The 24933-nt window shown below is 64.5% G+C and carries 22 protein-coding genes; 6 read left to right on the top strand and 16 right to left on the bottom strand.

The window, feature by feature from the left end:
* Positions 1 to 40: 40 nt before the first annotated feature.
* Both madL and madM read left to right on the top strand, forming a co-directional pair.
* The gene (gene madL, locus APH33_RS14505; RefSeq protein WP_054885808.1) at positions 41 to 463 is read left to right on the top strand and encodes a malonate transporter subunit MadL; all 423 of its coding nucleotides are present in this window, start codon (positions 41 to 43) and stop codon (positions 461 to 463) included.
* A gap of 2 nt (positions 464 to 465) precedes the next feature.
* Positions 466 to 1230, top strand: a complete 765-nt coding sequence (gene madM, locus APH33_RS14500) for a malonate transporter subunit MadM (RefSeq protein WP_054885807.1) — start codon at positions 466 to 468, stop codon at positions 1228 to 1230.
* Between the two features lie 36 nt (positions 1231 to 1266).
* Here the strand turns inward: madM and APH33_RS27970 are convergent, their stop codons facing one another.
* The 3 genes from APH33_RS27970 to fni form a co-directional block, all read right to left on the bottom strand.
* On the bottom strand, positions 1267 to 1998 hold the full coding sequence (locus APH33_RS27970) for an RHS repeat-associated core domain-containing protein (protein ID WP_082433608.1): 732 nt from the start codon (positions 1996 to 1998) through the stop codon (positions 1267 to 1269).
* Positions 1999 to 2089: 91 nt separating this feature from the next.
* Complete coding sequence (locus tag APH33_RS14490; RefSeq protein WP_054885805.1) at positions 2090 to 3001, bottom strand: LysR substrate-binding domain-containing protein; 912 nt, start codon at positions 2999 to 3001, stop codon at positions 2090 to 2092.
* A 51-nt stretch (positions 3002 to 3052) separates the two neighbouring features.
* Complete coding sequence (gene fni, locus APH33_RS14485; RefSeq protein ID WP_054885804.1) at positions 3053 to 4099, bottom strand: type 2 isopentenyl-diphosphate Delta-isomerase; 1047 nt, start codon at positions 4097 to 4099, stop codon at positions 3053 to 3055.
* A gap of 316 nt (positions 4100 to 4415) precedes the next feature.
* Here fni and APH33_RS14480 point away from each other — a divergent pair, with 316 nt between their 5' ends.
* Both APH33_RS14480 and APH33_RS14475 read left to right on the top strand, forming a co-directional pair.
* Positions 4416 to 5264 carry a helix-turn-helix transcriptional regulator gene (locus APH33_RS14480; RefSeq protein ID WP_054885803.1) on the top strand — a complete coding sequence of 283 codons (849 nt, stop codon included), beginning with the start codon at positions 4416 to 4418 and terminating at the stop codon, positions 5262 to 5264.
* An 84-nt stretch (positions 5265 to 5348) separates the two neighbouring features.
* Positions 5349 to 6743 (top strand): aspartate aminotransferase family protein, encoded by a 1395-nt coding sequence (locus APH33_RS14475; RefSeq protein WP_054885802.1) that lies wholly within the window; start codon positions 5349 to 5351, stop codon positions 6741 to 6743.
* A 125-nt stretch (positions 6744 to 6868) separates the two neighbouring features.
* Here APH33_RS14475 and APH33_RS14470 read toward each other — a convergent pair whose 3' ends face one another.
* The 3 genes from APH33_RS14470 to APH33_RS14460 all read right to left on the bottom strand — a co-directional run bounded on the left by APH33_RS14470 (position 6869) and on the right by APH33_RS14460 (position 11594).
* On the bottom strand, positions 6869 to 8869 hold the full coding sequence (locus APH33_RS14470) for a U32 family peptidase (protein WP_054885801.1): 2001 nt from the start codon (positions 8867 to 8869) through the stop codon (positions 6869 to 6871).
* Between the two features lie 209 nt (positions 8870 to 9078).
* Positions 9079 to 11175 (bottom strand): TonB-dependent receptor, encoded by a 2097-nt coding sequence (locus tag APH33_RS14465; protein ID WP_054885800.1) that lies wholly within the window; start codon positions 11173 to 11175, stop codon positions 9079 to 9081.
* Positions 11176 to 11234: 59 nt separating this feature from the next.
* Complete coding sequence (locus APH33_RS14460; RefSeq protein WP_054885799.1) at positions 11235 to 11594, bottom strand: RidA family protein; 360 nt, start codon at positions 11592 to 11594, stop codon at positions 11235 to 11237.
* 140 nt (positions 11595 to 11734) lie between these two features.
* On the opposite strand from APH33_RS14460, the gene APH33_RS14455 reads away from it, so the two are divergent.
* Positions 11735 to 12430 (top strand): tRNA (adenine(22)-N(1))-methyltransferase TrmK, encoded by a 696-nt coding sequence (locus APH33_RS14455; RefSeq protein WP_054885798.1) that lies wholly within the window; start codon positions 11735 to 11737, stop codon positions 12428 to 12430.
* A gap of 1 nt (position 12431) precedes the next feature.
* On the opposite strand, the gene APH33_RS14450 is transcribed toward APH33_RS14455, so the two are convergent.
* Complete coding sequence (locus tag APH33_RS14450) at positions 12432 to 12692, bottom strand: DUF2790 domain-containing protein (protein ID WP_054885797.1); 261 nt, start codon at positions 12690 to 12692, stop codon at positions 12432 to 12434.
* Positions 12693 to 12816: 124 nt separating this feature from the next.
* On the opposite strand from APH33_RS14450, the gene APH33_RS14445 reads away from it, so the two are divergent.
* A complete protein-coding gene (locus tag APH33_RS14445; RefSeq protein WP_054885796.1) occupies positions 12817 to 13749 on the top strand; it encodes a LysR family transcriptional regulator in 933 nt (310 codons plus the stop codon).
* Between the two features lie 122 nt (positions 13750 to 13871).
* On the opposite strand, the gene APH33_RS14440 is transcribed toward APH33_RS14445, so the two are convergent.
* From APH33_RS14440 to APH33_RS14400, 9 genes are all read right to left on the bottom strand, one after another.
* The gene (locus APH33_RS14440; RefSeq protein ID WP_054885795.1) at positions 13872 to 14423 is read right to left on the bottom strand and encodes a YbhB/YbcL family Raf kinase inhibitor-like protein; all 552 of its coding nucleotides are present in this window, start codon (positions 14421 to 14423) and stop codon (positions 13872 to 13874) included.
* A gap of 48 nt (positions 14424 to 14471) precedes the next feature.
* The gene (locus tag APH33_RS14435) at positions 14472 to 14777 is read right to left on the bottom strand and encodes a hypothetical protein (protein ID WP_054885794.1); all 306 of its coding nucleotides are present in this window, start codon (positions 14775 to 14777) and stop codon (positions 14472 to 14474) included.
* 110 nt (positions 14778 to 14887) lie between these two features.
* Positions 14888 to 16186, bottom strand: a complete 1299-nt coding sequence (locus APH33_RS14430; RefSeq protein WP_054885793.1) for an MFS transporter — start codon at positions 16184 to 16186, stop codon at positions 14888 to 14890.
* Between the two features lie 321 nt (positions 16187 to 16507).
* Complete coding sequence (locus APH33_RS14425) at positions 16508 to 17140, bottom strand: hypothetical protein (protein ID WP_054885792.1); 633 nt, start codon at positions 17138 to 17140, stop codon at positions 16508 to 16510.
* Between the two features lie 111 nt (positions 17141 to 17251).
* Entirely contained in the window at positions 17252 to 18394 is a 1143-nt protein-coding gene (locus APH33_RS14420) for an HlyD family secretion protein (RefSeq protein ID WP_054885791.1), read from the bottom strand.
* The gene (locus APH33_RS14415) at positions 18391 to 20040 is read right to left on the bottom strand and encodes an MFS transporter (protein WP_054885790.1); all 1650 of its coding nucleotides are present in this window, start codon (positions 20038 to 20040) and stop codon (positions 18391 to 18393) included. The genes APH33_RS14420 and APH33_RS14415 overlap by 4 nt, the downstream gene beginning before the upstream one ends.
* Before the next feature lie 155 nt (positions 20041 to 20195).
* Entirely contained in the window at positions 20196 to 21950 is a 1755-nt protein-coding gene (locus APH33_RS14410) for an L-lactate permease (protein ID WP_054885789.1), read from the bottom strand.
* Positions 21951 to 22136: 186 nt separating this feature from the next.
* Positions 22137 to 24644, bottom strand: coding sequence for an excinuclease ABC subunit UvrA (gene uvrA, locus APH33_RS14405; RefSeq protein ID WP_054885788.1), 2508 nt, complete (start codon positions 24642 to 24644; stop codon positions 22137 to 22139).
* Positions 24645 to 24782: 138 nt separating this feature from the next.
* Positions 24783 to 24933 (bottom strand): IS3 family transposase (locus APH33_RS14400; RefSeq protein WP_156351953.1); only part of this gene is annotated, 151 nt, incomplete at its 5' end.

Genomic DNA, 24933 nt, shown 5'->3' with positions numbered 1-24933 from the left:
CAACAACAAGCAACTTCGACTCAAGCTGAGGACAACAACAATGATCATCTATGGTGTGGCTCTGCTGGCGGTATGCACGCTGGCTGGCGTTATCGTCGGCGACTTCCTGGGCGTGCTGCTGGGCGTCAAATCCAATGTGGGCGGGGTCGGCATCGCCATGATCCTGCTGATCTGCGCGCGGCTGTACATGCACCGCAATGGCGGCATGAGCAAGGAGTGCGAGTTCGGTGTCGGCTTCTGGGGCGCCATGTACATCCCGGTGGTGGTGGCCATGGCCGCCCAGCAGAACGTGGTTACCGCGCTGCACGGCGGGCCGGTGGCGCTGCTGGCGGCGATCGGTGCGGTGCTGGTGTGCGGGCTGACCATTGCCGTGATCAGCCGCAGCCATCGCGGCGAACCCCTGCCGGCGCCTGATGCGCCTGAAGTTGCCAGCGCGCAAGTCGCCCCTGCCGGAGGGCGCTGATCATGTGGCCGATCATTGACAATGCCCTGGAACACAACGGCCTGATCACTGCCTTCGCGGTGGTTGGCGGGATCATGTGGTTGTCGGTGCTGCTGTCGAAGTACCTGACGTTTGGTCGGGTGCATGGCTCGGCAATCGCCATCGTCATCGGCTTGGTGCTGGCCTGGGTTGGCGGTACCGTGACTGGCGGTCAGAAAGGCCTGGCCGACATGGCGCTGTTCTCCGGCATCGGCCTGATGGGCGGGGCCATGCTGCGCGACTTCGCCATCGTTGCCACGGCTTTCGAGGTGCAAGCCACCGAGGCGCGCAAGGCCGGATTGATTGGTGCGGTGTCGCTGCTGCTGGGTACGGTGCTGCCATTCATCGTGGGTTGCGCGGTGGCCTATGCCTTTGGCTACCGGGATGCGGTGAGCATGACCACCATTGGCGCGGGGGCTGTGACCTATATCGTCGGGCCGGTGACCGGGGCGGCCCTGGGGGCGAGTTCGGATGTGGTGGCGCTGTCGATTGCCACCGGCTTGATCAAGGCGATCCTGGTGATGGTGTTCACACCTGTGTCGGCGCGGTTGCTGGCGTTGGACAACCCGCGCTCGGCGATGGTGTTTGGTGGGTTGGCGGGGACTGTGTCGGGAGTGACGGCGGGGCTGACGGCTACCGACCGGCGGCTGGTGCCTTATGGTGCGTTGACTGCGACCTTCCATACCGGACTTGGGTGCTTGATGGGTCCTTCAGTACTCTATTTTTGCGTGCGGGGATTGGTAGGTTGAAGATCAGGGGCCGTTCTACGGCCCCTGTCGATTCACTCAACGAGACACTGGCGTTGGTTCACGTACTTCGGGCATTACCAGTCTAGGAGTATTTGGGAGACTGCCAGGCTGAACCCGGTGACCCTGACCAGCGACCAACATTTCGAGACGGGCTCTGAGTACTTCAGGTGGCACTGGATTATTGCGACCATCAATCGCTACATGTAGGTGCTCGGCGCGTGGTGGCGTACCAGGTGTTTCTGGTGAACCTTGCAGTTCCGAATTTGAGCTTGAGGCGTTGGACCCCAATGAGCTCGGGGGGCTGGATCCAACACTTCCTCCAAGGCTTGGGTTCGCACCAGCGCCGCGTTCTTGCAAACCTGGTTGTGGACTTGGGCTTAAGCTGCGGGTCCGCGCTCGACTGGGCGTTACGCTCCCACTCGGGGGCAGGCTACGACTTCGAGGAGAACGACCAGGCAAGCGAGACGGCATGTGGCCATCCGGATCACGATAATTAACAGGGTCCCCAGCACAGTAGGCATAGGCATTCAGCCCGCCGCTTGCAAAGGGGCTATCACTGTCGGGCGAGTTGAAACGCATCAATTCGGCGCTGTACAGCCGATATCCCTGACTAAGAAAATAGCAATTCGCCCAGGTTTCCTTGCGTTCGCCGTTGAATCTCATATACGACGGTCTCCTACCGGTAACCGAGTCGGATCCATAGCAGGTATACTTCAGCACGCGGTCCTGCAACTGAAGCGCGCTAGAGGATAAGTGATCTGAGGTCATAAGCCACCGTGAGTAATGCTCCAATACCAGGCAAGAGCATGTCTTCCCGCGCAGTGTGCCGCCACTGGCATAAATGACAGGTTGCACAGTGTCAGGCCCCGCGGCTGTACATCCTGCATTCAGCCAACAATGCCAGCAGGTTTGGCTCTCGCTCCCGGGCCTTCAAAAACACCACCCCGATATGCTGCTGTAGTCGGTAGCGCGCCTGCAGCGCAATCAGCTTCACGCGGTTCTCGTATACCGCTGCGATGCGCCCAGGCAGCAGGGCGAACCCCACGCCCGAACTGACCATGCTCAGCAGGGTGAAGATGTCATTCACCTGCATCGCCACCTTCGGCTCGAACCCCGCCTGCTGGAACACCCGGGCGCCATCGCGGTGAGTGGCGAAACCCTGGGTCAGGGTGATGAAGGTGGAGTCGGCCAGGTCCGCGAGGTCCACTTCCTGTTGCTCGGCGAACGGTGAATCGGTGGGCACGGCGAGGAAGATATCGTCGGAGAACAGTGGCAACTGCTCGCAGGCCGGGTCCGCCGCGCTTTCGTCCAGTGACACCAGAATGGCTTCCAGCTCGTGGTTCTTCAGGCGTTGCAGCAAGTCGACGTTCGAACCCAGGGTCAGGTCGATGTTCAGCTCGCTGCGCCGCAGTTTCAGGCCCATCACCAGCTTCGGCACGGTCTTGACGGTCAGCGAGTAAAGCGCGCCGAGGCGGAAGCGCTCGGCATAGAAACCGGCGGCTTCGCGGGTCTGGCGGACCATCTGTTCGGCGTCCTGGATCAGTTGGCGGGCTTTCTTCTCCAGCACATAGGCGCTTTCCAGCGGGATCAGCTGGCGGCCTTCGTGCTTGAACAGCGGGCAGCGCAACGCGCTTTCCAGGGAGTGGATGGCGCGGTGTACGCTGACCGCGCTGGTGGACAGCTCGGCGGCGGCGCGGCCGAGGTTGCCGCTGCGCATGAAGGCGAGGAAGGTCTCGAGCTTTTTCAGGGTCAGTTCTTCGTCGATCAGCATGCACGCGGGCCAGGATGAAGGGAGGTGCTGATCATGCCACAGCCGCCAGCCTCATGGCGGCGTCAGGTTGCCAGGCAGCAAGCGTGCCCGGCGCAGATGCGCAAGGTTGCGCGAGCCGGTACAGAAGCAGGCGATGCGCAACTGGCGCAGAACAACCTCGAAATGTTCCACCACGGCCTGGGTCGAGATCACGGCGGCACTGAGGACATTGGCAGCCTGGCCTACCAGGTCGGCACCGAGGCGTATGGCCTTGGCGGCATCGACGCCGTTGGCCACGCCGCCAGAGGCGATCAGGCCGATTTCCGGCACGGCGCGGCGCACCGCCAGCAGGCAGTGCGCGGTCGGGATGCCCCAGTCGGCAAACGCCAGGGCGACCTCGCGCTCAGCGGCATTGCCGGCACGTTCGGCCTCAACGGCTGCCCAGCTGGTACCGCCGGCACCGGCCACGTCGATCATGGCAACGCCTGCATCGCAGAGCAGGCGCGCCACCCGGGGGGAAATGCCTGCACCGACTTCCTTGACGATCACCGGCGCTGGCAACTGGCGGGTCAGGGTTTCGATGCGTTGCAGCACTCCACGCCAGTCACGGTCGCCCTCTGGCTGTACGGCTTCCTGCAGGGGGTTCAGGTGAATGATCAGGGCATTGGCCTGCAAGGTGTCGACGGCGCGGCGTGCCAGGTCCAGGCCGTCGGCCTCACGCAGTTGGGCAGCGCCGAGGTTGGCCAGTAGCGGCACATCGGGTGCCAGGTGACGCAGCTCGCCGGTCAAGCCTTGGTCCTGGCCACTGCGCAGGCTGACGCGCTGCGAGCCAACGCCCATGGCGATGCCCAGTGCCTGGGCGGCTTCGGCGAGATGGTGATTGATGAAGTGCGCACGTTCGGCACCGCCGGTCATGGAACTGATCAACAGCGGGGCGCCTAGTGCACAGCCGAACAGCTCGGTGCTCAGGTCGACGTCGTCCAGGGCCATTTCCGGCAATGCGCAATGTTCGAAGTGCACTGACGACCAGCCGGGGTCTGCGCCATGGGCGTTGTTGCCGGCGGCCAGGACGATATCCAGGTGATCGTCCTTGCGTTGGCTCAGTGGGTTTTTCTTCATGCCGGCTCCATGTTGAGGGGCAGCAATTGTACAACGATGTTGGTCTTGTATAGCTAAGTTGAAGATTGCTACAGCATCAGGCAGCAGCACATGTGGGTGGTTCCTTTGTGAGTTGAGGAGGGGGCGTGAGGGTTGCGTAGAGGCTGGCAGGGGTTCGCCGAAAACCTTGCAGCACCTGTCAGCCTTGACTCTATCCAGAGGCAAGCACCTGTCAGCTGTCACACAATCGCATTAGCTCACCCCGAAGGGTGATGGCCGTGCACTACGCCCCATGCAAGAATCCCAACCACAACAACCCCGGCATGGGACCACGACAATGAGCAAAGACCGGCTGAAATCGCCCGACTGGTACGTGCAGATGGCCCGTGTCGTCGACGCCCAGGGCTCGCCGGGCTTCGTCGAGGCGCTGTTCGCTGCGCTCAAGCTGATTGCCCCGTGCCAGGCCATCACCGTGTTCCTCTACCCGCGCAAAGGCCTGCCCTCGGCATTGTTCGAAAAGGACGAGGAAGGTCCATGGCTACCGGAAGGCAACATCCACAAGTACCTCGAAGGCTACTACCTGCTATGCCCGTTCTACCGGGCCTGCATGGACGGCATCGGCCCCGGTTGCTACCGCCTCAGTGACGTCGCCCCTGACCACTTCAAGCGCAGCGAGTACTACCTGGCGTTCTACCAGCACGCCCACCTGGAAGACGAACTCAACTTCATCGTCCCCCTCGACGAGCACCTGACCATCGCCGTGGCCCTGGCCAGCACCCGCCGCCTGGGCCGCCAGCAGGTCAATGACCTCATGTGCGTGGCGCCGTGGGTCGTGGCAACGGTGCGGCGGCAGTGGAGCCACCTCGATGTCGACGCCCTGGGCGGGCGTTTCGAGAGTGCCTTGGGCCGGCAGATCAATGCCGCGCTGAACAACTTTGGCTCCTCGCTGCTCACCGAACGCGAGTGCCGCATCGCCCAGTACCTGCTGCGCGGCCACTCGACCCGGTCCCTGGCCGAGCGCCTGGGGATCAGCGAGGACACGGTCAAGACCCACCGCAAGAACCTCTACACCAAGCTCGATATCGCCAAGCAGTCCGAGCTGTTTTCGCTGTTCATCGACTCGCTCGCCCAGGCTCAGGAAGGCCTGAGCAAGGACCCGCTGGAAAGCTACCTGCGAAGGCGCTGAAGCGCCGTTTCACCCCACCCGTTTTTTACTGTCAGCGGTCTGGCAGGGCCAACTGCACGCCGCGTTTTACCCCGGAGAACAACAATGAACGCACCGTTCCAAGCCACGCTGCAAGCCCAGCGCGATACCCGTGACTACCAGGCCGGCGACGCCGCCCACCACATCCACGCGTTCCTCGACCAGAAGGCACTGAACGCCGAGGGCCCGCGGGTGATGGTCGGCGGCGAGCGCCTGCACCTGTGGGACAGCGACGGCAAGCGCTACCTGGACGGCATGTCGGGCCTTTGGTGCACCCAGCTCGGCTATGGCCGCAAGGACCTGACCGCCGCTGCCGCCGCGCAGATGGACCAGCTGGCGTACTACAACATGTTCTTCCACACCACCCACCCGGCAGTGATCGAGCTGTCCGAGCTGCTGTTCAGCCTGCTGCCGGGCCACTACAGCCACGCCATCTATACCAACTCCGGCTCTGAGGCCAACGAAGTCCTGATCCGTACCGTGCGCCGCTACTGGCAGGTGGTCGGCCAGCCAGGCAAGAAGATCATGATCGGCCGCTGGAACGGTTACCACGGCTCGACCCTGGCTGCCACCGCGCTGGGCGGCATGAAGTTCATGCACGAAATGGGCGGGATGATCCCGGATGTGGCGCATATCGATGAACCGTACTGGTACGCCGCCGGCGGTGACCTGACCCCGGCCGAGTTCGGCCGCCGCTGCGCTCTGCAGCTGGAAGAGAAGATCCTCGAACTGGGTGCCGAGAATGTCGCCGGGTTCATCGCCGAGCCATTCCAGGGCGCGGGCGGCATGATCTTCCCGCCGGAAAGCTACTGGCCGGAAATCCAGCGCATCTGCCGGCAGTACGACGTGCTGCTGTGTGCCGATGAGGTGATTGGTGGCTTCGGCCGTACCGGTGAGTGGTTTGCCCACGAATACTTCGGCTTCGAGCCGGATACCCTGTCGATCGCCAAGGGCCTGACGTCGGGTTATGTGCCGATGGGCGGGCTGGTGCTGAGCAAGCGCATTGCCGAAGCCCTGGTCGAGCGTGGCGGGGTGTTCGCCCATGGCCTGACCTACTCCGGCCACCCGGTGGCGGCGGCAGTGGCCATTGCCAACCTCAAGGCGCTGCGCGATGAAGGCATCGTGCGCCAGGTCAAGGAAGACACCGGGCCGTACCTGCAGCGCACCCTGCGCGAGGTGTTCGCCAACCACCCACTGATTGGTCAGGTGCAAGGCGCCGGCCTGGTGGCGGCGCTGCAATTTGCCGAAGACAAGGGTAGCCGCAAGCGCTATGCCAACGAGAACGACTTGGCCTGGCAGTGTCGCACTTATGGTTTCGAGGAGGGAGTGATCATTCGTTCGACCTTGGGCCGGATGATCATGGCGCCGGCCCTGGTGGCCAACCACAGCGAGCTGGATGAGCTGGTGGAGAAGACCCGGATTGCGGTGGACCGCACGGCGCGGAGCCTGGGCATTCTGTAAAAGCAGGGCCGCTGTGCGGCCCATTCGCGGGTAAACCCGCTCCCCCAGTAATCGCATCGGCCTGTAAGGCAGCACAGATCCTGTGGGAGCGGCTTCAGCCGCGAATGGCCCTTACAGGCAACAGATCAATGCATCCCGCGCGGAATGGTCTTGAGCAGGTCTTCCGGGCTGATGTGCCCCACCACCTGGGCCACCGCGCTACCCGGGGTCGGCAGGTCGATGATGTGGTTCTTCATCTTGCCGATCACATGCATCTCGCACGGCTTGCAGTCGAACTTCAGGGTCAGCACTTCATCGCCCTGGATCAACTGCATCGGCGCTACCTTGGTACGCACGCCGGTGACGCCCTTGGCCTGCTTGGGGCACAGGTTGAACGAGAAGCGCAGGCAGTGCTTGGTGATCATCACCGGCACTTCGCCGTGTTCCTCATGGGCTTCGTACGCCGCGTCGATCAGCTGCACGCCATGGCGGTGGTAGAAGTCGCGGGCCTTCTGGTTGTAGACGTTGGCCAGGAACGACAGGTGCGACTCCGGGTACACCGGTGGCGGTGTGGTCTCGGCCTTGCGCCCGCCACGTGGGTGCGCCTTCACCCGGGCCTCAGTCAGCGCCTCGATGGCTTCACGGCGCAGGGCCTTGAGCTGCGAGTTGGGGATGAAGAACGCCTGCGGTGCATCCAGCTCGATGCGGTTGGCGTGGTACATGGTGGTGCCCAGCTGGCCGAGCAGGTCGTGCAACTGGTCCAGGGCCTGCTGCGGCTTGTTGGCAGCACCAAACGGGCCATCCAGCGCCACTTGCACGCTGACGCCTTCTTCACTGCTGACGGTCAGCATCAGCCGCTGCTCGCGCAGCACCGCGTGCCATTCCACGCCAACCCGGCGCTCGGCCGAGGTGCGCAGCAGGGCCTGCTGCCAGTTGTGGTCGAGGTTACGCGACAGCGGGTGGTTCGGCCGCAGCTTGTGCAGGCCATCCGGCATCTCGTTAGGCTCGACGCGATAGCGGTAGCGCTTGTGGTCGTCTTCCTCGAACTCGCCACGCGGCTCGGCGATGTTGGCACGGAAGCCCACCACCTCGCGCTTGACCAGCACGTTGAGACCGTCGCCGTTGGTCAGCGGCACTTCGGTGACCACCTGCAGGTCACGCTTGCCGACTTTCTCCACCACGCCGACCGCAAGGCCGGTGAAGGTAGGCGAATCGAAGGCACCGATGTCGACCTTGCGCTCGGTGACGAAGTAGTCGGTGCTGCCGCGGTGGAAGGTCTTGTCCGGGTCGGGCAGGAAGAAGTGCTCGGTACGCCCGCTGGAGGCACGGGCCAGCTCCGGGCGGCCTTCGAGGATGGCGTCGAGTTGCTTGCGGTAGTGGGCGGTGATGTTCTTCACATAGCCCATGTCCTTGTAACGGCCTTCGATCTTGAACGAGCGCACGCCGGCATCGACCAGGTCGGCCAGGTTGGCAGTCTGGTTGTTGTCCTTCATCGACAGCAGGTGCTTCTCGAACGCCACCACACGGCCCTGGTCGTCCTTCAGGGTGTACGGCAGGCGGCAGGCCTGGGAGCAGTCACCCCGGTTGGCGCTGCGCCCGGTCTGGGCGTGGGAGATGTTGCACTGGCCGGAGAAGGCCACGCACAGCGCGCCGTGGATGAAGAACTCGATGGCTGCGTCGGTTTCGCTGGCGATGGTGCGGATCTGCTGCAGGTTCAGCTCGCGGGCCAGTACCAGCTGGGAGAAACCGGCCTGGTCGAGGAACTTGGCCCGTTCCAGGGTGCGGATGTCGGTCTGGGTGCTGGCATGCAGCTCGATCGGCGGGATATCCAGCTCCATCACCCCCAGGTCCTGGACGATCAGCGCGTCGACACCAGCATCGTAGAGCTGGTGGATCAGCTTGCGTGCAGGTTCCAGCTCGTTGTCGTGGAGGATGGTGTTGATGGTGGTGAACACGCGTGCATGGTAGCGGTGGGCGAACTCGACCAGTTCGGCGATATCGCTGACTTCGTTGCAGGCGTTGTGGCGCGCGCCGAAGCTCGGGCCGCCGATATAGATGGCATCAGCGCCGTGCAGGATCGCCTCGCGGGCGATGGCCACGTCACGGGCAGGGCTGAGCAGTTCCAGGTGATTCTTTGGAAGGGACATGTCGTTATAGGTTCGGGCTGTCACGGTTTAGGGCGGCATTGTAGCGGTGAAATGCCTGGCTGGCACCTTCGGGTGCCGAGAGGTGTGCCGCCAGTGCCGGCCCTTTCGCGGGCTTGCCCGCTCCCACAGGACTTCCTGAGGCCTTGGGCCTGTGCAGTACCTGTGGGAGCGGGTTTGCCCGCGAAGGGCTGCAAAGCAGCCCCAAAGGCTTAGAACTGGTATTCCATGCCGGCTCCGGCATACCAGGAGCGGCCCGGCGCCGCCTCGTAATACCGGCCATTGCCGTCACCGACAATCACCGACCCCACATATTGCCGGTCGAGCAGGTTGTCCAGCCGCACCAACTGGTGGAACGTCCACGGCCCGACCTGCTGCTGGAACTGCGTACGCCAGTTGAACACCGCATAACCCGGCGCCGGGTGCTGGTCATTCGTGTCCTCGACATACACCTTGCTTCGGTACTGCCCTTCGAGCCCCATGCTGATGCCGTCACGCGGCTTCCACACCAGCTCGCCGAACAGGCTGCTGCGCGGCACGCCGGGCAGATGGTTGCCCTTGTCGATGGTATTGCCGCCTTGGCTGAAGGCTTCGTCATAGGTGGCATCTAGCAGGGTGTAGGCCAGGTTGGCCTGCCACTGTTCATTCAGCTCACGCTGCACGCTCAGCTCGAAGCCGCGACGCAGGGTCTTGCCGGCATTGCGGTAGCTGGTGCGGCCATCGGTGGAGGCCGCGACCACGATCTCGTCCTTGGTACGGATTTCGAAGACCGCTGCGTTGATCCGCGTGCGTTCGTCCGGGCGCATCTTCAGGCCCAGCTCGTACTGGGTACTGGTGGCCGGCTCCAGGCCGAAGTTGAAACCTTCCAGCGCGCCTGGCGCATAGGCCATTTCGGCCTGGGTTGGCGTCTCGCAAGCCTTGCCGGCGCTGATGTAGCCATGCAGGCCGGGGGTGAAGGCATACATTACCGATAGCGTCGGGGTAGTGCGCTGGTACTTCTTCGAGCCACTGGCATCGCCGTTGGCCAGGTAGTGGTCGTCGACCTCCATTTCCATGCTGCTGTGGCGCAGGCCGGCGTCCAGGGTCCAGCGGTCCAGTTCCCAGTGCGCCTGCACATACGGGTCGAGGCTGGTGGCGGTGTCCTTTTCGTCGCGGCGCAACTCGCCTTTGACCCCCAGGGTATCGCCGTTGAAGTTCTGGAAACCACGGCGGTCGTCGCGGCTGCGGTCGTAGTCGGCGCCGAAGGTCAGGGTCAGGTTGCCGGGGGCGGCGCTGAGCGGCTGGATCCAGCGCAGGGTGCCGCCGTGGAACTCGCGGTCGAAGTCGACCACGCCACCACCACGGTTGTTCGCCGCGGTGTTCTTGGGGATCGACAGGTACTGGATCACGCTGCGCTTGCCGGCATACAGGTTGAACTGCAAGGTGGCGTCACCGAAGTAGCGTTCATAGTTCATGCCCAACTGCTGATGGTGAATGCTCTTGCGCGTGTTGTACTCCTCGGCGCGCGCTGCCACCGAGCGTGGGTCGTGCTTGTAGGCATCCCAGGTCTGGCCGAGCGGGTCTTGCGTGCCGTTCTGCTCCAGGGTGCTGAAGATCAGCGCCAGGCGGCTGTCTTCATCGGGCTTGACGTGGACCTTGGCAAAGGTCTGGTCGCGGCGTGCGGCACTGTGGTCGCGGTAGCCGTCGGTGTCCATGCGCGAGGCATCGACCAGGAAACCGGCCTGTTCGCTGCCGCCTTCGCTGTAGAGGTGGTTCTTGTTGAAGCCATCGCTGCCGAAGGTGGTTTCGGCGCCCACTTTGGGCGGGCCGGAACCGTCGCGAGAGAACATCTGGATCACCCCGCCGGCATTGCTGCCATAAATGGCGGACGCCGGGCCGCGCAGCACTTCGATGCGGTCAGCCACGTCGAGGTTCAACGAGGCCGCCTGGCCCTGGCCATCCGGGGTGCTGGCCGGGATCCCGTCGCTGAGCAGCTTGATGCCACGGATGCCGAAGGCCGAGCGGGCGCCATAGCCACGCGACGATATCTGCAGGTCCTGGGCGTAGTTCTGGCGGTTCTGCACCACCAGGCCAGGTACGCGGTTGAGCGCTTCCGACAGGTTGACGCCCAGCTGGCCATCGGCAATCTGCCGGCGTTCTACGGTGTCGATGGAGTAGGGCAGGTCGAAGCTCGGGTTGGGGGCGTAGGTGCCGGTGACCACCACCGGTTCCAGCAGATTGAAGGTGGTGACCGGTTCGGCCTGGGCCAGTGGGCACAGGCCGGGCAGCAAGACGATCAGGGCCTTGCGGCGAAAAGGGGGGAGTTGCATGCAGCGTCCTGCTTTCTGGAAGAAGGCTCCGCCCGAAGGCGGAGCCGGTAAAACACTAATCAGCGCTTGGCGGCCATGGCCGTCACTTCGACGCGCATTTCAGGGAAGGCCAGTGCAGCCACGCCTACCGCCGCGCGCACCGGCCACGGCTTGCTGAAGAAACGCTGGTAGACCTCGTTGAAGGCGGCGCGGTCGGCCATGTCGATCAGGTAGATGGTCAGGTGCATGACCCGGTCCATGCCGCTGCCGGCCTTTTCCAGGGCATCCTTCAGCGCCTGCAGGGTGCTCTCGCTCTGCTGGGTGATGTCGCCATCGAGATCGGCCGGGATCTGCGTAGTGACCAGGATACCGTTGTACTCAGCGACGTCGGAGGAAATGGACTCGGCGTCGGAATCCGGTGTGTAGATGAGATCTGCCATGTAGGTTCGCCTTGCAACGGGAGGAAAGCGGCAAGCCTACGCGAGCCTGTCGCAAGGGTCGAGCCGACGGGCGCTTATGCATTGAAATAGCCCGCCCTGGCAGTCAGAATCGCCGCCGATTGTCGAGCAAGGGGTCGGAGTTGAACGAACAGACATTATCGATGCGCCTGGAGCGTGTGGCGGCGCATGTGCCGCAGGGCGCGCGGCTGGCCGATATCGGCTCGGACCACGGCTACCTGCCAGTGGCCTTGGCACTGCGTGGCGTGATCGAAGCCGGAGTAGCCGGCGAGGTGGCGCAGACGCCTTATGCCTCGGCCCAGCGCAACGTGCGCCGCAACGGCCTGGCGGACACCGTCACCGTACGCCTGGCCGACGGCCTGGAGGCCATCGAGGCCAACGACCGTATCACTGCCATCAGCCTGTGCGGCATGGGTGGCAAGACCATGTGCGAGATTCTCGAGCGTGGCAAGGCGCGCCTGAACGGCCACGAGCGGCTGATTCTGCAGCCCAATGGCGATGAGCGTGAGTTGCGCGCTTGGCTGATGGACAACCGTTACCGGATCGTCTGCGAAGAGCTGCTGCGGGAAAACCGTTTCGACTACGAGATCATCGTGGCCGAACCCACCGAAGCGGTGGCCTACAGTGCCGAAGAGCTGTATTTCGGGCCGCTGCTGATGCGTGAGAAAAGCCCGGCCTTCCTGACCAAGTGGCAGCGCATGCTGCGTCAGAAGCAGCAGAGCCTGGCCAATTTCGAGCGTGCCCGCGGTGCCATCCCACAGGAGAAGCTGCGTGACTTCGCCCGGCAGATTGGCTGGATCAACGAGGTGCTGGGCTGATTCACTGCTGCGAGCAGTTGCCCATTTCGCGGTATTCGATTTCGCGCTTCTGGCCCTGATGGTCGACATACACCATGTGCGCGGTACCGACCTGGCAGTCGGCAGCGTTGATGGCCGGGGTGATCGAGATGACCTTGGCCACATCCAGCGGCATGCCGTATTCATAGTGGCTGGCGACGGGCTGGCCGGCCGGCGCATCGGCGAAGGCGCCGAACGAAGCAAGGGCGGCAGACAGGGCGACAAAAGCAATCGAACGTTTCATGGCAGGCTCCTTTTTCGATGTTTTACCAATGATGTATTCAATGGTGATCCTCAATAAATGGGCTAAGTCGTGATAGATTCCTGCCTGCAACGCACGAATAAGAGTGCTGAAGGAGCCCAGCGCCATGGACATGCTGCACGCAATGCGTACCTTTACCCGGGTGGTGGAGTGCGGCAGTTTTGCCGCTGCCGCCAATGCCCTCGATATTTCCGCGGCGCAGGTGTCGCGGATCGTTGCGGAGCTTGAGAACCAGCTGCAGACCCGCCTGTTGCATCGCACCACGCGGCGTTTGCGGATGAGCGAAGCGGGCGAGCGCTTTCTGGAGCGGGCGCGGCAGATCATGGCGCTGACCGACGAGGCCGTGGACGAAGCACGCGGTGCCCACCTCACGCCACGGGGCTGCCTGCGTCTGCACTGCCCGCATGGCCTGGGCCTGTTGCTGATGCCGCTGGTGGCCGGCTACAACGCGCTGTGCCCGGAAGTGGCCATCGAGCTGACGCTGTCCCAGCGCAACCCCGACCCGCTTGCCGAGGGGCACGACGTGGTGATTACCGTGGACGAGGCTTTGCCCGATTCGCAGCTGATTGCCGTGCCGCTGGGCACCATCTTCAGCATTCCCTGTGCAGCGCCCAGCTACCTCGAAACCCATGGCGTGCCCGAGCGGCCGCAAGACCTGCACGAGCACCGCTGCCTGCGCATGGCTTACCCGATGCATGAAGGGGACTGGGTATTCCCCCAAGGCCTGGACCAGTGCGTGATCGCCCCGCGTGACAGCTTCCTGACCAATGTCGCCGACGCCATGCTGGTGGCCAGCGAACTGGGCATGGGCATTGGCTTGTTGCCGTTCTATACCGCCAGCCAGGCCATCGAACAGGGGCGCCTGCGGCGGTTACTGGCGCCGTACCGGTTACGTGAAAATGCGCTGTATGCGATCTACCCGTCGCGGCATTACCTGGATGCCAAGGTGCGGACCTGGATCGATTACCTCAAGGAGCAGCTGCCGCCACTGTTCGAAGGGCATGCGAAGATTGTCGATGACCCACAATACTGGCTATAGCCTGTGCCGGCCCCTTCGCGGCTAAAGCCGCTCCCACAGGGACCGCACAGATTTCAAGCAATGCACCGTACCTGTGGGAGCGGCTTTAGCCGCGAAGAGGCCGGTAGCCTAGGCATCACGCTTCAGTGTCCATAACGCCCGACCAGGCTCTGCGCACCCAGCGCATGGTCTTTGAGCAACTCCATCAAGCCACCGCGATCCAGTTCCTGCGGCAAGGTGCCCAGCGGCAGGTCGGTGGCGATGAGGGTCAGTGCATAGTGGTGCGGCTTGTCCCCGGCCGGTGGGCAAGGGCCACGATAAGTCATGGTGCCGTGCGAGTTGCGCCCGACGATCAGCGCCTCGCTGGTCTTCCAGCCGGCGCCTTCCTCCAGGCCATTGAGCGCCGGGTCGATGTCATAGGCCACCCAGTGCACCACGCCCACGCCCTTGCCACCGTCCGGGTCGAACATCACCAAGGCCAGTGATTGCGTGCCATAAGGCAGGTTCTTCCAGCTCAGCTGGGGTGTGCGCCCTTCACCGGCGCCGCATGCCGGGTCCGGGCCGACCTGCTGCAGGCCGATGACACCGCCATCGGTGAAGGACGACGAGCTGATCGACAGCGCGGCAGAGTCGCCACCGCCAGCCAGGGCGGTGCAGGGCAGCAAAGCGGCGAGCAGCCAGGGTGTGAGGTTCATGGCGATTCCTCGGCAAGGCCATGCGCCGCAGTGTAGACCAGTTGAGGGTCAGCGGCTGTCCTGATCCTCGGCGCTGCCCCCGGTGCTCCCGGCGCCTGAGCCTGTGGCTTCACCGGTGCTATTGGAGCCACCGGCTGCGCCATCGGCGGCGTCCGAATTGCTGCCGGTGTCGCTGCTGTCATTGGCGCGGCCGCTGCCCGGGCTGTTGACGCTGCTGCCTTCGCCGGCAGTCTTGCCGCCACGCTGATCGGTTTGCGGATGGCTGTCGGTATGGGTCGTGTCCGTGGCGGCGTAGCTGGTGGCAGCGGCGGTACCCAAGGCAAGGGCGAGCAACAGCGAGTGAATGCGGATCATGGCACGTCTCCTGGAGGGATGATCTGTCATTCGTTTGGCTCGTCGAGGCGGGCAGGGTGCCCGACGGGCGACGGGCGGTCGAAAAAAGGGCCGCGACTGCGGCCCTTGCATTACTTGCCTTCTGGTTGCGCACTCGGCGCGTGAGGCGTTACCGGTTCCAACGGCGGATGCTCCTGCGCTGCATGCATCAGGTCCTCGGTCACCCGCAGTTCCGCGCCGGTCGGCGAGAACGTGGTCGACGCCGTGAACGGTGCCGGGTGCTCTGCGGCCGGGCGCTTGCCGCGCCGCCAGAGGAAGAAGGACACCATCCCCAGGTTGACCACGGCAAAGGCCCAGAACAGCCCCACTTCGCCGAATTCGGTCATCGCCGGCGAGATGGCCAGCGGCGCCATGGCCGAGCCCAGCGAGTTGATCAGCAGCAGGCCCTGGATCATCGGGACCAGGGCATCGGACGGGGCGCGGTCGGCAGCATGGCTCACGGCCACCGGGTACAGCGCGAACACGCCGCCACCGAGCAAGAACATCACCGCCGGCAGCAGGGCCGAACCCGAAGGCAGGAACACCGTGACCAGTGACAGCACCATGCACAGCGCAGCCAGGGCGATCAGCACATCCTGGCGGTCTTTGCGGTCCGACCAGCGCCCCACCGGGTACTGCAGCAGCATGGCGCCGAGGATCACCCAGGCCATCATGTTGCCGACTTCACCGACATCCAGGCCGATGCGCTGCAGGTACAGCGGCAACAGCGCGTAGATGCCGGCAATCACTACACCGGAGCCGAAGCAGCCGACCAGCCCCGACGGGGCCACGCCCAGTAGCTGACGGGGCTTGAGCGGCTCGACCTGGTCCAGCAGCGGCGACACCCGTGGCAGGATCACGATCGGCAGGACCGACAACGCAGCGAGCATGCCGGCCAGCATGAACGGGGCACTGTCGCCCAGGTGGGTGATCTCGCCAAGGCCGGCCTGGGCGATCACACCGGCGCCATAGAAGGCAATCATGTACAGCGCCAGCAGGCGCCCGCGGATCTTCGCGTCACCGGCCAGCAGCAGCCAGCTTTCGATCACCAGGAACACGCCGACGGCTGCCCAGCCATTGATCAGGCGCAGTACCGACCACCAGGTGGCGTCATAGAACAGCCCCTGCAGCAGAATGGTCGCGGCGATCAGCGAGGCGAAGCTGGTGTAGGCGCGGATATGGCCGATGCGCAGGATCAGCCGGTCGTTGAAGATGGCGCCGAGGGTCAGGCCGATGAAATAGGTCGACGAGACGATACCGATGGTCGTTGCCGATTCGCCGGCAGCGTCCAGACGCAGGGTGGTAAGGGAAGACATGAAGCCGTTGCCCAGGGCAATGATGAACAGCCCGAGCAGGGGCGCCAGCGCCATGGCCAGCAAACGCGGAGACATACGTACCTCAAGTTGGAGTGGCGGTCGGAAAACGCCTTTTCGAGCGCGCACGCCAGACCGACCCGTCGAGGGCAGAGGAAGGTGCACGGATGTGCCTGGGCTGGATGCGACCTGGGCAAGACTCAACCGCTGGGCCCTCAAGAGCCGGGCCAGGCGGGGTCGGTTGAGCCTAGTTCACATGGGCGTCATGTGTTCAGGCCTGGACTCTGTCGTTGCTGCCGGTTGCCACCGTTCAAGGCGACGGGCGAAAAGGAAGCGCGATTCTACGGCTTGCGACCGATTTGCCCAAGGGGCCAGGGCCTGCGACGAGACGCCGCAGGGCTATTGCTCGAACAGCCGTTCGTGCACCCAACCGCTGTCGGTCAGCACCATCACGCGCTTTTCCCGCGCCGGCGTTTCATGGGTCGCCAGCGCATTACCCAGATCACGGATGTTGGCCCTGACCTGGTCATTGGCCGCCCACTCAGGCAACCCGGTGACCTTGTAGGCATAGGTCACATCGGAAACGGTGTGCCCTCGCATCTGGCCCGGCTCGCTGAACTGCTCGATCGCCGTGACCTCGGCCCTGCCGAAGCACAGTCCGCCGCGGCTCTGGCCGTTGAGCATCTTCCGGGCTCCGGCCTTGTAGTACTTGCGGCCTTCATCGGTGAGGTCGTAGGCGTAGTAGATATCGGTGCGGGCCGGCTGCCACAGGCGCTCCGGCACTTCGACGCGGGCGATTTCCTTCTCGCTGACAATTCCGACCCCGGCCAGTGCATGCAGCGCCTTGTTGGTGCCGGTGACGTCGAAGTCCTGGGTCTTGGTGGGGAAGTCAGTGACCACGAAGCAATGGGGATACTGCGTGTCGAGGTAAGCCTGGGCCGCCTTGCGGAAATTGGCCTCGTTGGCGTTGTGGGTGTCCGAGCAGCCGGCCAGGGTGGCCAGCAGCGCCAGCGGTGCGATCGTCCTGTACATGATCAAGCGTCCTTGGGAGGCAAGTTAACCTGTGGGCGGCATTAGAACCTACGGGCTAGAGCGGCGCAATCATGGCAGTACGGCATCTGGACAGGGTTCACAAAGCTGCGCTCAATGATGCCCTGGCGGCTCCCGGGTATCGATGCTGACCACCACCGACATCCCCGGGCGCAAGCGCGCAGCATCCGGTTGGTCGGGGTCGACGGTGATACGCACGGGGATGCGCTGGGCGATCTTGACGAAATTGCCCGTGGCATTATCGGCCTGCAGCAAGGCGAACTCCGAGCCGGTGGCCGGCGAAATCTGTTGCACATGGCCGTACAGCTTGAGGTGGTTCAAGGCATCGACAGTGAAGCTCACCGGCTGGCCGATACGCACGTCGGCCATCTGGGTTTCCTTCATGTTGGCGATCACCCACAGGGTATCGGGCACCAGCGCCATCAGCTGAGCGCCCGAGTTGACGTAGGCCCCCAGGCGCGTGCCGATCTGCCCCAGCTGGCCGTCACGCGGGGCGGTGACGCGGGTGTTGTCGAGGTCGATGCGGGCCAGTTCGACGGCGGCCTTGGCGTTTTCCACCGAGGCCTCCAGCGAGGCGCGGTTGACGATCACCGTTTCGCGGTCCTGGCGGGCGATTTCCAGTGCGGCCTTGGCCTGGGCCAGGCTGGCGACGGCGGCAGCCTCGCTGGCGCGGGCCAGGTCCAGCGCGCTGCGCGACACCGAACCATCGCTGACCAGGGCCTGGTTGCGGCCGAGGTCAGCCTTGGCTTTGGTCGCCTGGGCCGCGGCATCGCCGATCGCCGCCTGGCGCTGGGCGATGGTGGCTTCGGCACTGTTGCGCTGCTGCAGGTTGTTGGCCAGCGCCGCCTGCTGCTGTTGCAGTTGGGCGATGGCCTGGGCCAGGCGCTGTTTGTAGATGCGGTCGTCCAGTTGCACCAGCAGGTCGCCGGCCTTGACGAACTGGAAGTCATGCACGGGCACGTCGACGACATAGCCGCTGAGCTGCGGGCCGATGATCGTCACCTGGCCGCGGACCAAAGCGTTTTCGGTGCTTTCGATGGTGCTGCTGAAGGGCGGCAGGTTCCAGGCGTAGAGCACCAGCAGGATGCCGGCCAGGGCCACACAGGCGAAGCTGATCGAGGACAGGATGCGCACCCGCCGTGTGCGCACCGGGCTGGTCGGTTCGCTGGGCGGTGTGCTGCCTTCCGGGGTTTCGGCGATGGCGGTGGTAGTCGTGGTGCGGGTTTGTTCGGTCATCGGTTGGCAGTACCGCTGGTGGAGTCGGATGAAGCAGCCTGGCGGGCGACATACCATAGCCAGGAGCCGCGAAGGGTAATCCAGATCATGGTCAGCACGGCGATGCTGCCGATCAGTACGAACACGTCGTTGTAGGCCATCACGTTGGCCTCGCGGGTGGCGGCGCTGGCCAGCACGCGCAGGCCGGCCTCGCTGCGCAATGCCGGGTCGGCGAGGACCCCGGCGTAACCGGCGCCGCCACTTTGCACGCGGGCATTGACCAGCGGTTCGAGGTAGCTGAGGCGGTCCATCAGGTGGCTGGAGTGGAACTTCTCGCGCCAGGTCTGGAAGGTGCCCAGCAGCGCTGCGCCGATCAGGCCACCGAGGTTGTTGCAGATGCCGAACAGCACCGAGAAACTCACCAGGTTGCGTGGGTTGGCACGCACGTGGCTGATGCCCAGGGCCATGGACGGGCCGAGGAAGAAGGTGCTGCCGAAGGCCAGCAGGAACTGGCTGAAGTACATCTGTGCCGGGCGTGTGAGGTTGCTCGAGCTGCTGTCCATGAACGCCCCGGTGGCCATCGCCAACAACGAGATGAACAGCGGGATCACCAGGTGCTTGGGGTCGATGGTCAATGCGCTGGTGGCCAGGCCCGCCACGGCGCCGAGCAGCATGATCCAGTACAGCGAGCGCATCTGCTCGCTGCCCATGTTCAGTAGCTGCAGAAAGCCCACGGCGCCGGTGGATTGCTCCGAGGTGACCATGCGGATCAGGATGACGCACAGGCCCAGGCGGATGATCGCGCCACTGCCCAGCCAGCGGGTCATCAGCAGTGGGTTCTGGCGGTTGTGCTCGATCGCCAGGCCAGTGAAGATCAAGGCGATCGAAGCGGCCAGGGCGACGCCGATCCAGGGCGCTTCCAGCCACCAGTCGATACGCCCGAGCGACAGCGCGGCGCACAGCAGGGCGACGCCGCCGGCCATCAAGGTAAAGGTGAGAAAGTCCAGTGGCTCGAACGTCTTGAAGCGGTCACCGGGTGGCAGCTTGAGCAGCAACACGCAGCCCAGCGCGGCCAGTGCCAGGCCCAGTTCGAACAGATACAGGCCGCGCCATTCGGCGATCTGCAGCAGGTCTTCGGAAAAGATTCGCGCCAGCGGCAGGGCCAATTGCGAGGCACCCAGGCCCAGCACCATGGCCTTGAGCCGCCAGCGCTCAGGGAATGCCTGGATCATGTAGTAAAGGCCCAGCGAACTGAGCGCTGCGCCGACCATGCCATGGGCGGCGCGTACGGCGATGGCCGAGTTGAGGTCGTTGACAAACAAGTGGGCGAAGGTGACCAGGGCGTAGAGCACCAGGAACACCTCGGTGAAGGCGCGCAGGCCGAACTGCTGGCGAAACTTGACCAGCAGCAGGTTGATCGACACGTTGGTCATCACATAGGCCGCCGGCAACCAGGCCATCTCGGCGCTGGTCGCGCCCAACGCGCCTTGCAGGAATACCAGGTTGGCGGTGACCAGTGCGTTACCCAGGCCACCGGTAATGGCCACCAGCAGGCCGACCACGCCATAGGCCAGGCGCTTGGCCGGCGTGTGCAGGGGCGTGGAAGGGGAGCCGGGGAGGCTGGGCTTCTCGTGCGGGAGCCACTGGCGTGGGGTGTATTTGTCCATGGGGCTGACTCTAGCACTGCCTTAAGCGTTTTTTGTAGGCGCGGCCTTGCGTCGCGATAGGGCCGCCAGGCGGCCCCAGGATATCAGCATGAACGCAGAGATTGCTGGGGCTGCTTCGCAGCCCTTTCGCGACACGAGGCCGCTCCTACAATGGCCTAGTGACCGACTACCATGGCGGTGAACGGCGCCACATAGGCCTGCAAGGTCACCAGCCCACCCACCAGCACCGCCAGCACGATCGAGTGGAAGAACACATAACGCAGGATCTCGCCCTCATGCCCGTACCAGCGGGTCGCGGTGGAGGCCACCACGATCGACTGGGCATCGACCATCTTGCCCATCACCCCACCGGAGCTGTTGGCGGCCGCCATCAGTACCGGGCTCAGCCCCAGCTGCTCCGCCGTCACCCGCTGCAGGCCGCCGAACAGCACGTTGGAGGCCGTGTCCGAGCCGGTGAGTGCCACGCCGAGCCAACCGAGCAGGGTGCCGAACATCGGGTAGAAGATGCCTGTGGCGGCAAACGCCAGGCCCATGGTCGCGTCCAGCCCCGAGTAGCGCGTGAGGAAGCCCAGCGCGAGCATGGCGACGATGGTGATCAGCGAATAGCGCACTACCCACAGCGTGCGTAAATATTGCCGCCCCAGCTCCAGAGGCGAGTAACCCATCAGCAATCCGCCGAGGATGGCCGCGAGAAAGATGCCGCTGCCGGTGGCGGTGAACCAGGTGAACTTGTACTGGGCGTCTTCTTTCTTCGGCGCGGGCACTACGGGTGGCACTTTCTCGATCTGCTGGTGGATCGAGTCGAAGGTGAACACCGGGGCGAACACCGGGTTGGCTTCACGCAGCGGCTTGCCCTGCGGGTCGAGCATCGCCGTGCCGCTGGCCGGGTCGAGTGCCGGGCGGGTGTCGAACAGGTTCTTGAAGCCCGCCGTGCCCCAGGCGAACACGAACACGGTCAGGATGATCCAGGGCAACCAGGCCTTGAACACGCTGCGCTGGCCGCTCTGGGCAAAGGTCGTCGCGGCAGCGGCCTTGCCGTCGTCTTCGACCTTGGAATTGTCGACCCGCCCGGTGAGCGCCGCCGAGGTATGCACGCTGGCCGGCTTCCACACCCGCAGGAAGCCGGTGAGGCAGGCCATGGAGATCAGTGCGGCGATCACGTCCACCAGCATCGGCCCGTGGAAGTTCGACACCAGGTACTGCGGCACTGCGAACGTCACCCCGGCCACCAGGATCGCCGGCCATACTTCGAGCATCTTGCGCCAGCCGGCAAAGGCCCAGATCAGCCAGAACGGCACGATCACCGAGAAGAAGGGCAGTTGCCGACCGACCATGGCCGACAGCTCCATTTCATCCAGCCCGGTAACCTTGGCCAGGGTGATGATCGGCGTGCCGAGCGCGCCGAATGCCACCGGCGCAGTGTTGGCGATCAACGCCAGCCCGGACGCGGCCAGCGGCGAGAAGCCCAGGCCGATGAGGATCGCCCCGGTCACCGCCACTGGCGTGCCGAAGCCGGCCGCCCCCTCGAAGAAGGCACCGAAGCAGAAGGCGATCAGCAGCAGTTGCAGGCGGCGGTCGTCGGTGATGCGCGCCAGCGAATCCTGCAGCACCTTGAACGAGCCGTTCTCGGTGGTCAGCCGGTGCAGGAAGATGATGTTGAGCACGATCCAGCCGATCGGCAGCAGGCCGTTGGCCGCGCCGTACAACGCCGCCGAGCCTGCCATGCTGGCCGGCATGCCGAAGGCGAAGATCGAGATCAGCAGCGCCGAGCCCAGGGCGAGCAGGGCAGCGATGTGCGCTTTGATGTGGAAGAAGGCCAATGCCGCCAGCATCACCACCACCGGTACGGCGGCCATCAGCGTCGAGAGCACGGGGCTTGCGAACGGGTCGTAGATTTGCTGCCAGACCATTTGCCACCTCGGTTGTTGTTATATGAGGTATCGCGATTTTTGGGCAGTCGGCATGCAAGGATGCCAAGGGGAGTATAGGAAGGAATTTTTCTCCTGCGCCGGCCTCTTCGCGGGCACGCCCGCTGCCACAGGATCCAAACCATCCCTGTGGGAGCGGGCGTGCCCGCGAAGAGGCCGGCTCTGGCGCTACAAGGCTCGAGCCAGAAACTCGGCAGTACGACTCTCCCCACACCCAGCCACCGCCTGCGGGGTACCGCTGACCACCACCCGACCGCCGGCTTCTCCAGCCCCCGGCCCGATGTCGATCACCCAGTCACTCTGCGCTACCACACGCATGTCATGCTCGACCACCACCACGCTGTGCCCGGCCTCGACCAACCGATTGAGCTGCACCAGCAAGCGGTCGATATCCTGCGGGTGCAGCCCGTTGGTCGGTTCGTCCAGCACGTACAAGGTCGCCCCACGGGCCACGCGCTGCAGCTCGGTGGCCAGCTTGATCCGCTGCGCCTCGCCACCGGACAGTTCGGTAGCCGGTTGCCCCAGGCGCAGGTAGCCCAGGCCGATATCCTGCAGCACCTGCAGGCAACGCCGCGCCGCCGGCTGCTCGGCGAACACCTCAAGCGCCTGCTCGACCGTGAGTTGCAGCACTTGGGCGATGTTCATGCCTTGCCAGCTCACGGCCAGCGTCTCGGGGTTGTATCGAGCGCCGTGGCAGACCGGGCAGGGCGCGTAGACGCTGGGCATGAACAGCAGTTCGACGCTGACGAAGCCCTCGCCCTCGCAGTTCTCGCAACGGCCCTTCGCCACGTTGAACGAGAAACGCCCGGCATCGAAACCGCAGGCCTTGGCCTGTTCGGTGGCGGCGAACAGCTTGCGCACATGATCGAACAGCCCGGTGTAGGTTGCCAGGTTGGAGCGTGGCGTGCGGCCGATCGGCTTCTGGTCCACCTGCACCAACCGCTTGATGCTGTCGAGGCCGGCAGTGACACGCCCGGCACTGTACTGCTCGGGTTCGTCTTCAAGGCTTTGTTCGTCAGCCTCGGCCTTCTGCCCGGCATGACCGAGGTGGGCGCCGACCAGCTCCAGCAGAGCCTGGCTGACCAGGCTCGACTTGCCCGAACCGGAAATGCCGGTGACCGAGGTGAAGCAGCCCACTGGAAAGCGGGCGCTGAGGTTGTCGAGGTTGTTGCGGGTAATGCCTTCCAGCACCAGCCAGTCGTGTGGCTGGCGTGGCGTGCGCGCATGGCGCTGCTGCTCGGCGAACAGGTAGGCGGCAGTGCGCGAGGCTTCGACCTGTGCCAGGCCGGCTGGCGGGCCACTGTAGAGAATCTGCCCACCATGCTCGCCGGCAGCGGGGCCGACGTCCACCAGCCAGTCGGCGCGGCGCATGGTGTCCAGGTCATGCTCCACCACATACACAGAGTTGCCGGCCTGCTTGAGCCGCTGCAAGGCATCGAACAGCGCTTCGCTGTCGGCCGGGTGCAGGCCGGCGGAAGGCTCGTCGAGGACGTAGATCACGCCAAACAGCTGCGAGTTGAGCTGGGTGGCCAGGCGCAGGCGTTGCAGCTCGCCGAACGACAGCGTCGGCGTGCTGCGCTCCAGTGCCAGGTAACCCAGGCCCAGGTCGATCAGGGTGTCGATACGTTCCAGCAGTTCATGGGCGATGCGTTGTGCGGCCAGGCGCTTTTCCAGGGTCAGGTTGTCGTCGTGCTGCTCCAGGTAGCCCGGCGCTGCAACCTGGCGGAACACCTCGGCCAGCGCCTGCAACGGCAGCCGCGACAGCTCGCCGATGTCGCGGCCGGCGAAGGTCACCTCCAGCGCCGCACGCTTGAGTCGCTTGCCCTGGCACAGCGGGCACGGGCTGGGGCGCATGTACTGCGACACGCGCTTGCGCATCTGTGCGCTCTGCGAGTGCATGAAGGTATGCAGCACGTAGCGTCGGGCACCACTGAAGGTGCCCTGGTAGCTCGGTTCGAGCTTGCGCTTGAGCGCTGCGCGGGTCTGTGCCGGTGTCAGGCCGGCGTACACCGGTACCGTCGGTGTCTCCTCGGTATAGAGAATCCAGTCGCGCTGTGCCTGTGGCAGGTCGCGCCAGGGGATGTCGACGTCATAGCCCAGGGTCACCAGGATGTCGCGCAGGTTCTGCCCCTGCCAGGCCATCGGCCACGCCGCCACGGCGCGCTCGCGGATAGTCAGCGACGGGTCGGGGACCATGGTCGCCTCGGTCACCTCATATACACGCCCCAGCCCATGGCACTCGGGGCAGGCGCCTTGCGGGGTATTGGGCGAAAAGTCCTCGGCGTACAGCATCGGCTGCCCGGCCGGGTAGCTGCCGGCGCGGGAGTAGAGCATGCGGATCGAGCTGGACAGGGTGGTGACGCTGCCCACCGACGAGCGCGCGCTGGGCGTGCCGCGTTGCTGCTGCAGGGCAACGGCCGGGGGCAGGCCTTCGATGGCATCGACATCCGGCACGCCGACCTGGTCGATCAGGCGCCGGGCATAGGGGGCGACCGATTCGAAGTAGCGGCGTTGGGCCTCGGCGTAGAGGGTGGAGAAGGCCAGCGAAGACTTGCCCGAGCCGGACACCCCGGTGAACACCACCAGGGCGTCGCGGGGGATGTCGACGTCGATGTTCTTGAGGTTGTGCTCGCGGGCGCCACGGACGCGGATGAAGCCGGGGGGAGTGTGCAACATGGGGCGGTCCTTGGCAGTGAAGAGCGCTCAAGGTAGCAGTATTTATGCTGGCTGTGCCGGCCTCTTCGCGGGACAAGCCCGCTCCCACACGTACTGCACAGGTTTCAGACTGGACTGCCCCCTAAAAGTTGGACAGTTCTATGCTGCAGCCTGAGCCCTGTACTCAACAGGGCTCAGGCCATTGAGCTTCAGTTTGATGCGGTCATGGTTGTAGTAGCGGATGTACTCGTCCAGACCCGCTTTCAACTCATCGACACTCTCAAAGCGCTTCAGGTAGAAAAATTCAGAT

Origin of the sequence: Pseudomonas sp. NBRC 111130 (assembly GCF_001320485.1) — a bacterium.
In the GTDB taxonomy this organism is placed as follows: Bacteria; Pseudomonadota; Gammaproteobacteria; order Pseudomonadales; family Pseudomonadaceae; genus Aquipseudomonas; species Aquipseudomonas vlassakiae.
This window is presented reverse-complemented; position numbering and strand designations above follow the sequence as displayed.

Coding starts and splice junctions, on each gene's coding strand:
- madL (WP_054885808.1), top strand. CDS start 41: ATGATCATCTATGGTGTGGCTCTGCTGGCGGTATGCACGCTGGCTGGC.
- madM (WP_054885807.1), top strand. CDS start 466: ATGTGGCCGATCATTGACAATGCCCTGGAACACAACGGCCTGATCACT.
- APH33_RS27970 (WP_082433608.1), bottom strand. CDS start 1,998: ATGACCTCAGATCACTTATCCTCTAGCGCGCTTCAGTTGCAGGACCGC.
- APH33_RS14490 (WP_054885805.1), bottom strand. CDS start 3,001: ATGCTGATCGACGAAGAACTGACCCTGAAAAAGCTCGAGACCTTCCTC.
- fni (WP_054885804.1), bottom strand. CDS start 4,099: ATGAAGAAAAACCCACTGAGCCAACGCAAGGACGATCACCTGGATATC.
- APH33_RS14480 (WP_054885803.1), top strand. CDS start 4,416: ATGAGCAAAGACCGGCTGAAATCGCCCGACTGGTACGTGCAGATGGCC.
- APH33_RS14475 (WP_054885802.1), top strand. CDS start 5,349: ATGAACGCACCGTTCCAAGCCACGCTGCAAGCCCAGCGCGATACCCGT.
- APH33_RS14470 (WP_054885801.1), bottom strand. CDS start 8,869: ATGTCCCTTCCAAAGAATCACCTGGAACTGCTCAGCCCTGCCCGTGAC.
- APH33_RS14465 (WP_054885800.1), bottom strand. CDS start 11,175: ATGCAACTCCCCCCTTTTCGCCGCAAGGCCCTGATCGTCTTGCTGCCC.
- APH33_RS14460 (WP_054885799.1), bottom strand. CDS start 11,594: ATGGCAGATCTCATCTACACACCGGATTCCGACGCCGAGTCCATTTCC.
- APH33_RS14450 (WP_054885797.1), bottom strand. CDS start 12,692: ATGAAACGTTCGATTGCTTTTGTCGCCCTGTCTGCCGCCCTTGCTTCG.
- APH33_RS14445 (WP_054885796.1), top strand. CDS start 12,817: ATGGACATGCTGCACGCAATGCGTACCTTTACCCGGGTGGTGGAGTGC.
- APH33_RS14440 (WP_054885795.1), bottom strand. CDS start 14,423: ATGAACCTCACACCCTGGCTGCTCGCCGCTTTGCTGCCCTGCACCGCC.
- APH33_RS14435 (WP_054885794.1), bottom strand. CDS start 14,777: ATGATCCGCATTCACTCGCTGTTGCTCGCCCTTGCCTTGGGTACCGCC.
- APH33_RS14430 (WP_054885793.1), bottom strand. CDS start 16,186: ATGTCTCCGCGTTTGCTGGCCATGGCGCTGGCGCCCCTGCTCGGGCTG.
- APH33_RS14425 (WP_054885792.1), bottom strand. CDS start 17,140: ATGTACAGGACGATCGCACCGCTGGCGCTGCTGGCCACCCTGGCCGGC.
- APH33_RS14420 (WP_054885791.1), bottom strand. CDS start 18,394: ATGACCGAACAAACCCGCACCACGACTACCACCGCCATCGCCGAAACC.
- APH33_RS14415 (WP_054885790.1), bottom strand. CDS start 20,040: ATGGACAAATACACCCCACGCCAGTGGCTCCCGCACGAGAAGCCCAGC.
- APH33_RS14410 (WP_054885789.1), bottom strand. CDS start 21,950: ATGGTCTGGCAGCAAATCTACGACCCGTTCGCAAGCCCCGTGCTCTCG.
- uvrA (WP_054885788.1), bottom strand. CDS start 24,644: ATGTTGCACACTCCCCCCGGCTTCATCCGCGTCCGTGGCGCCCGCGAG.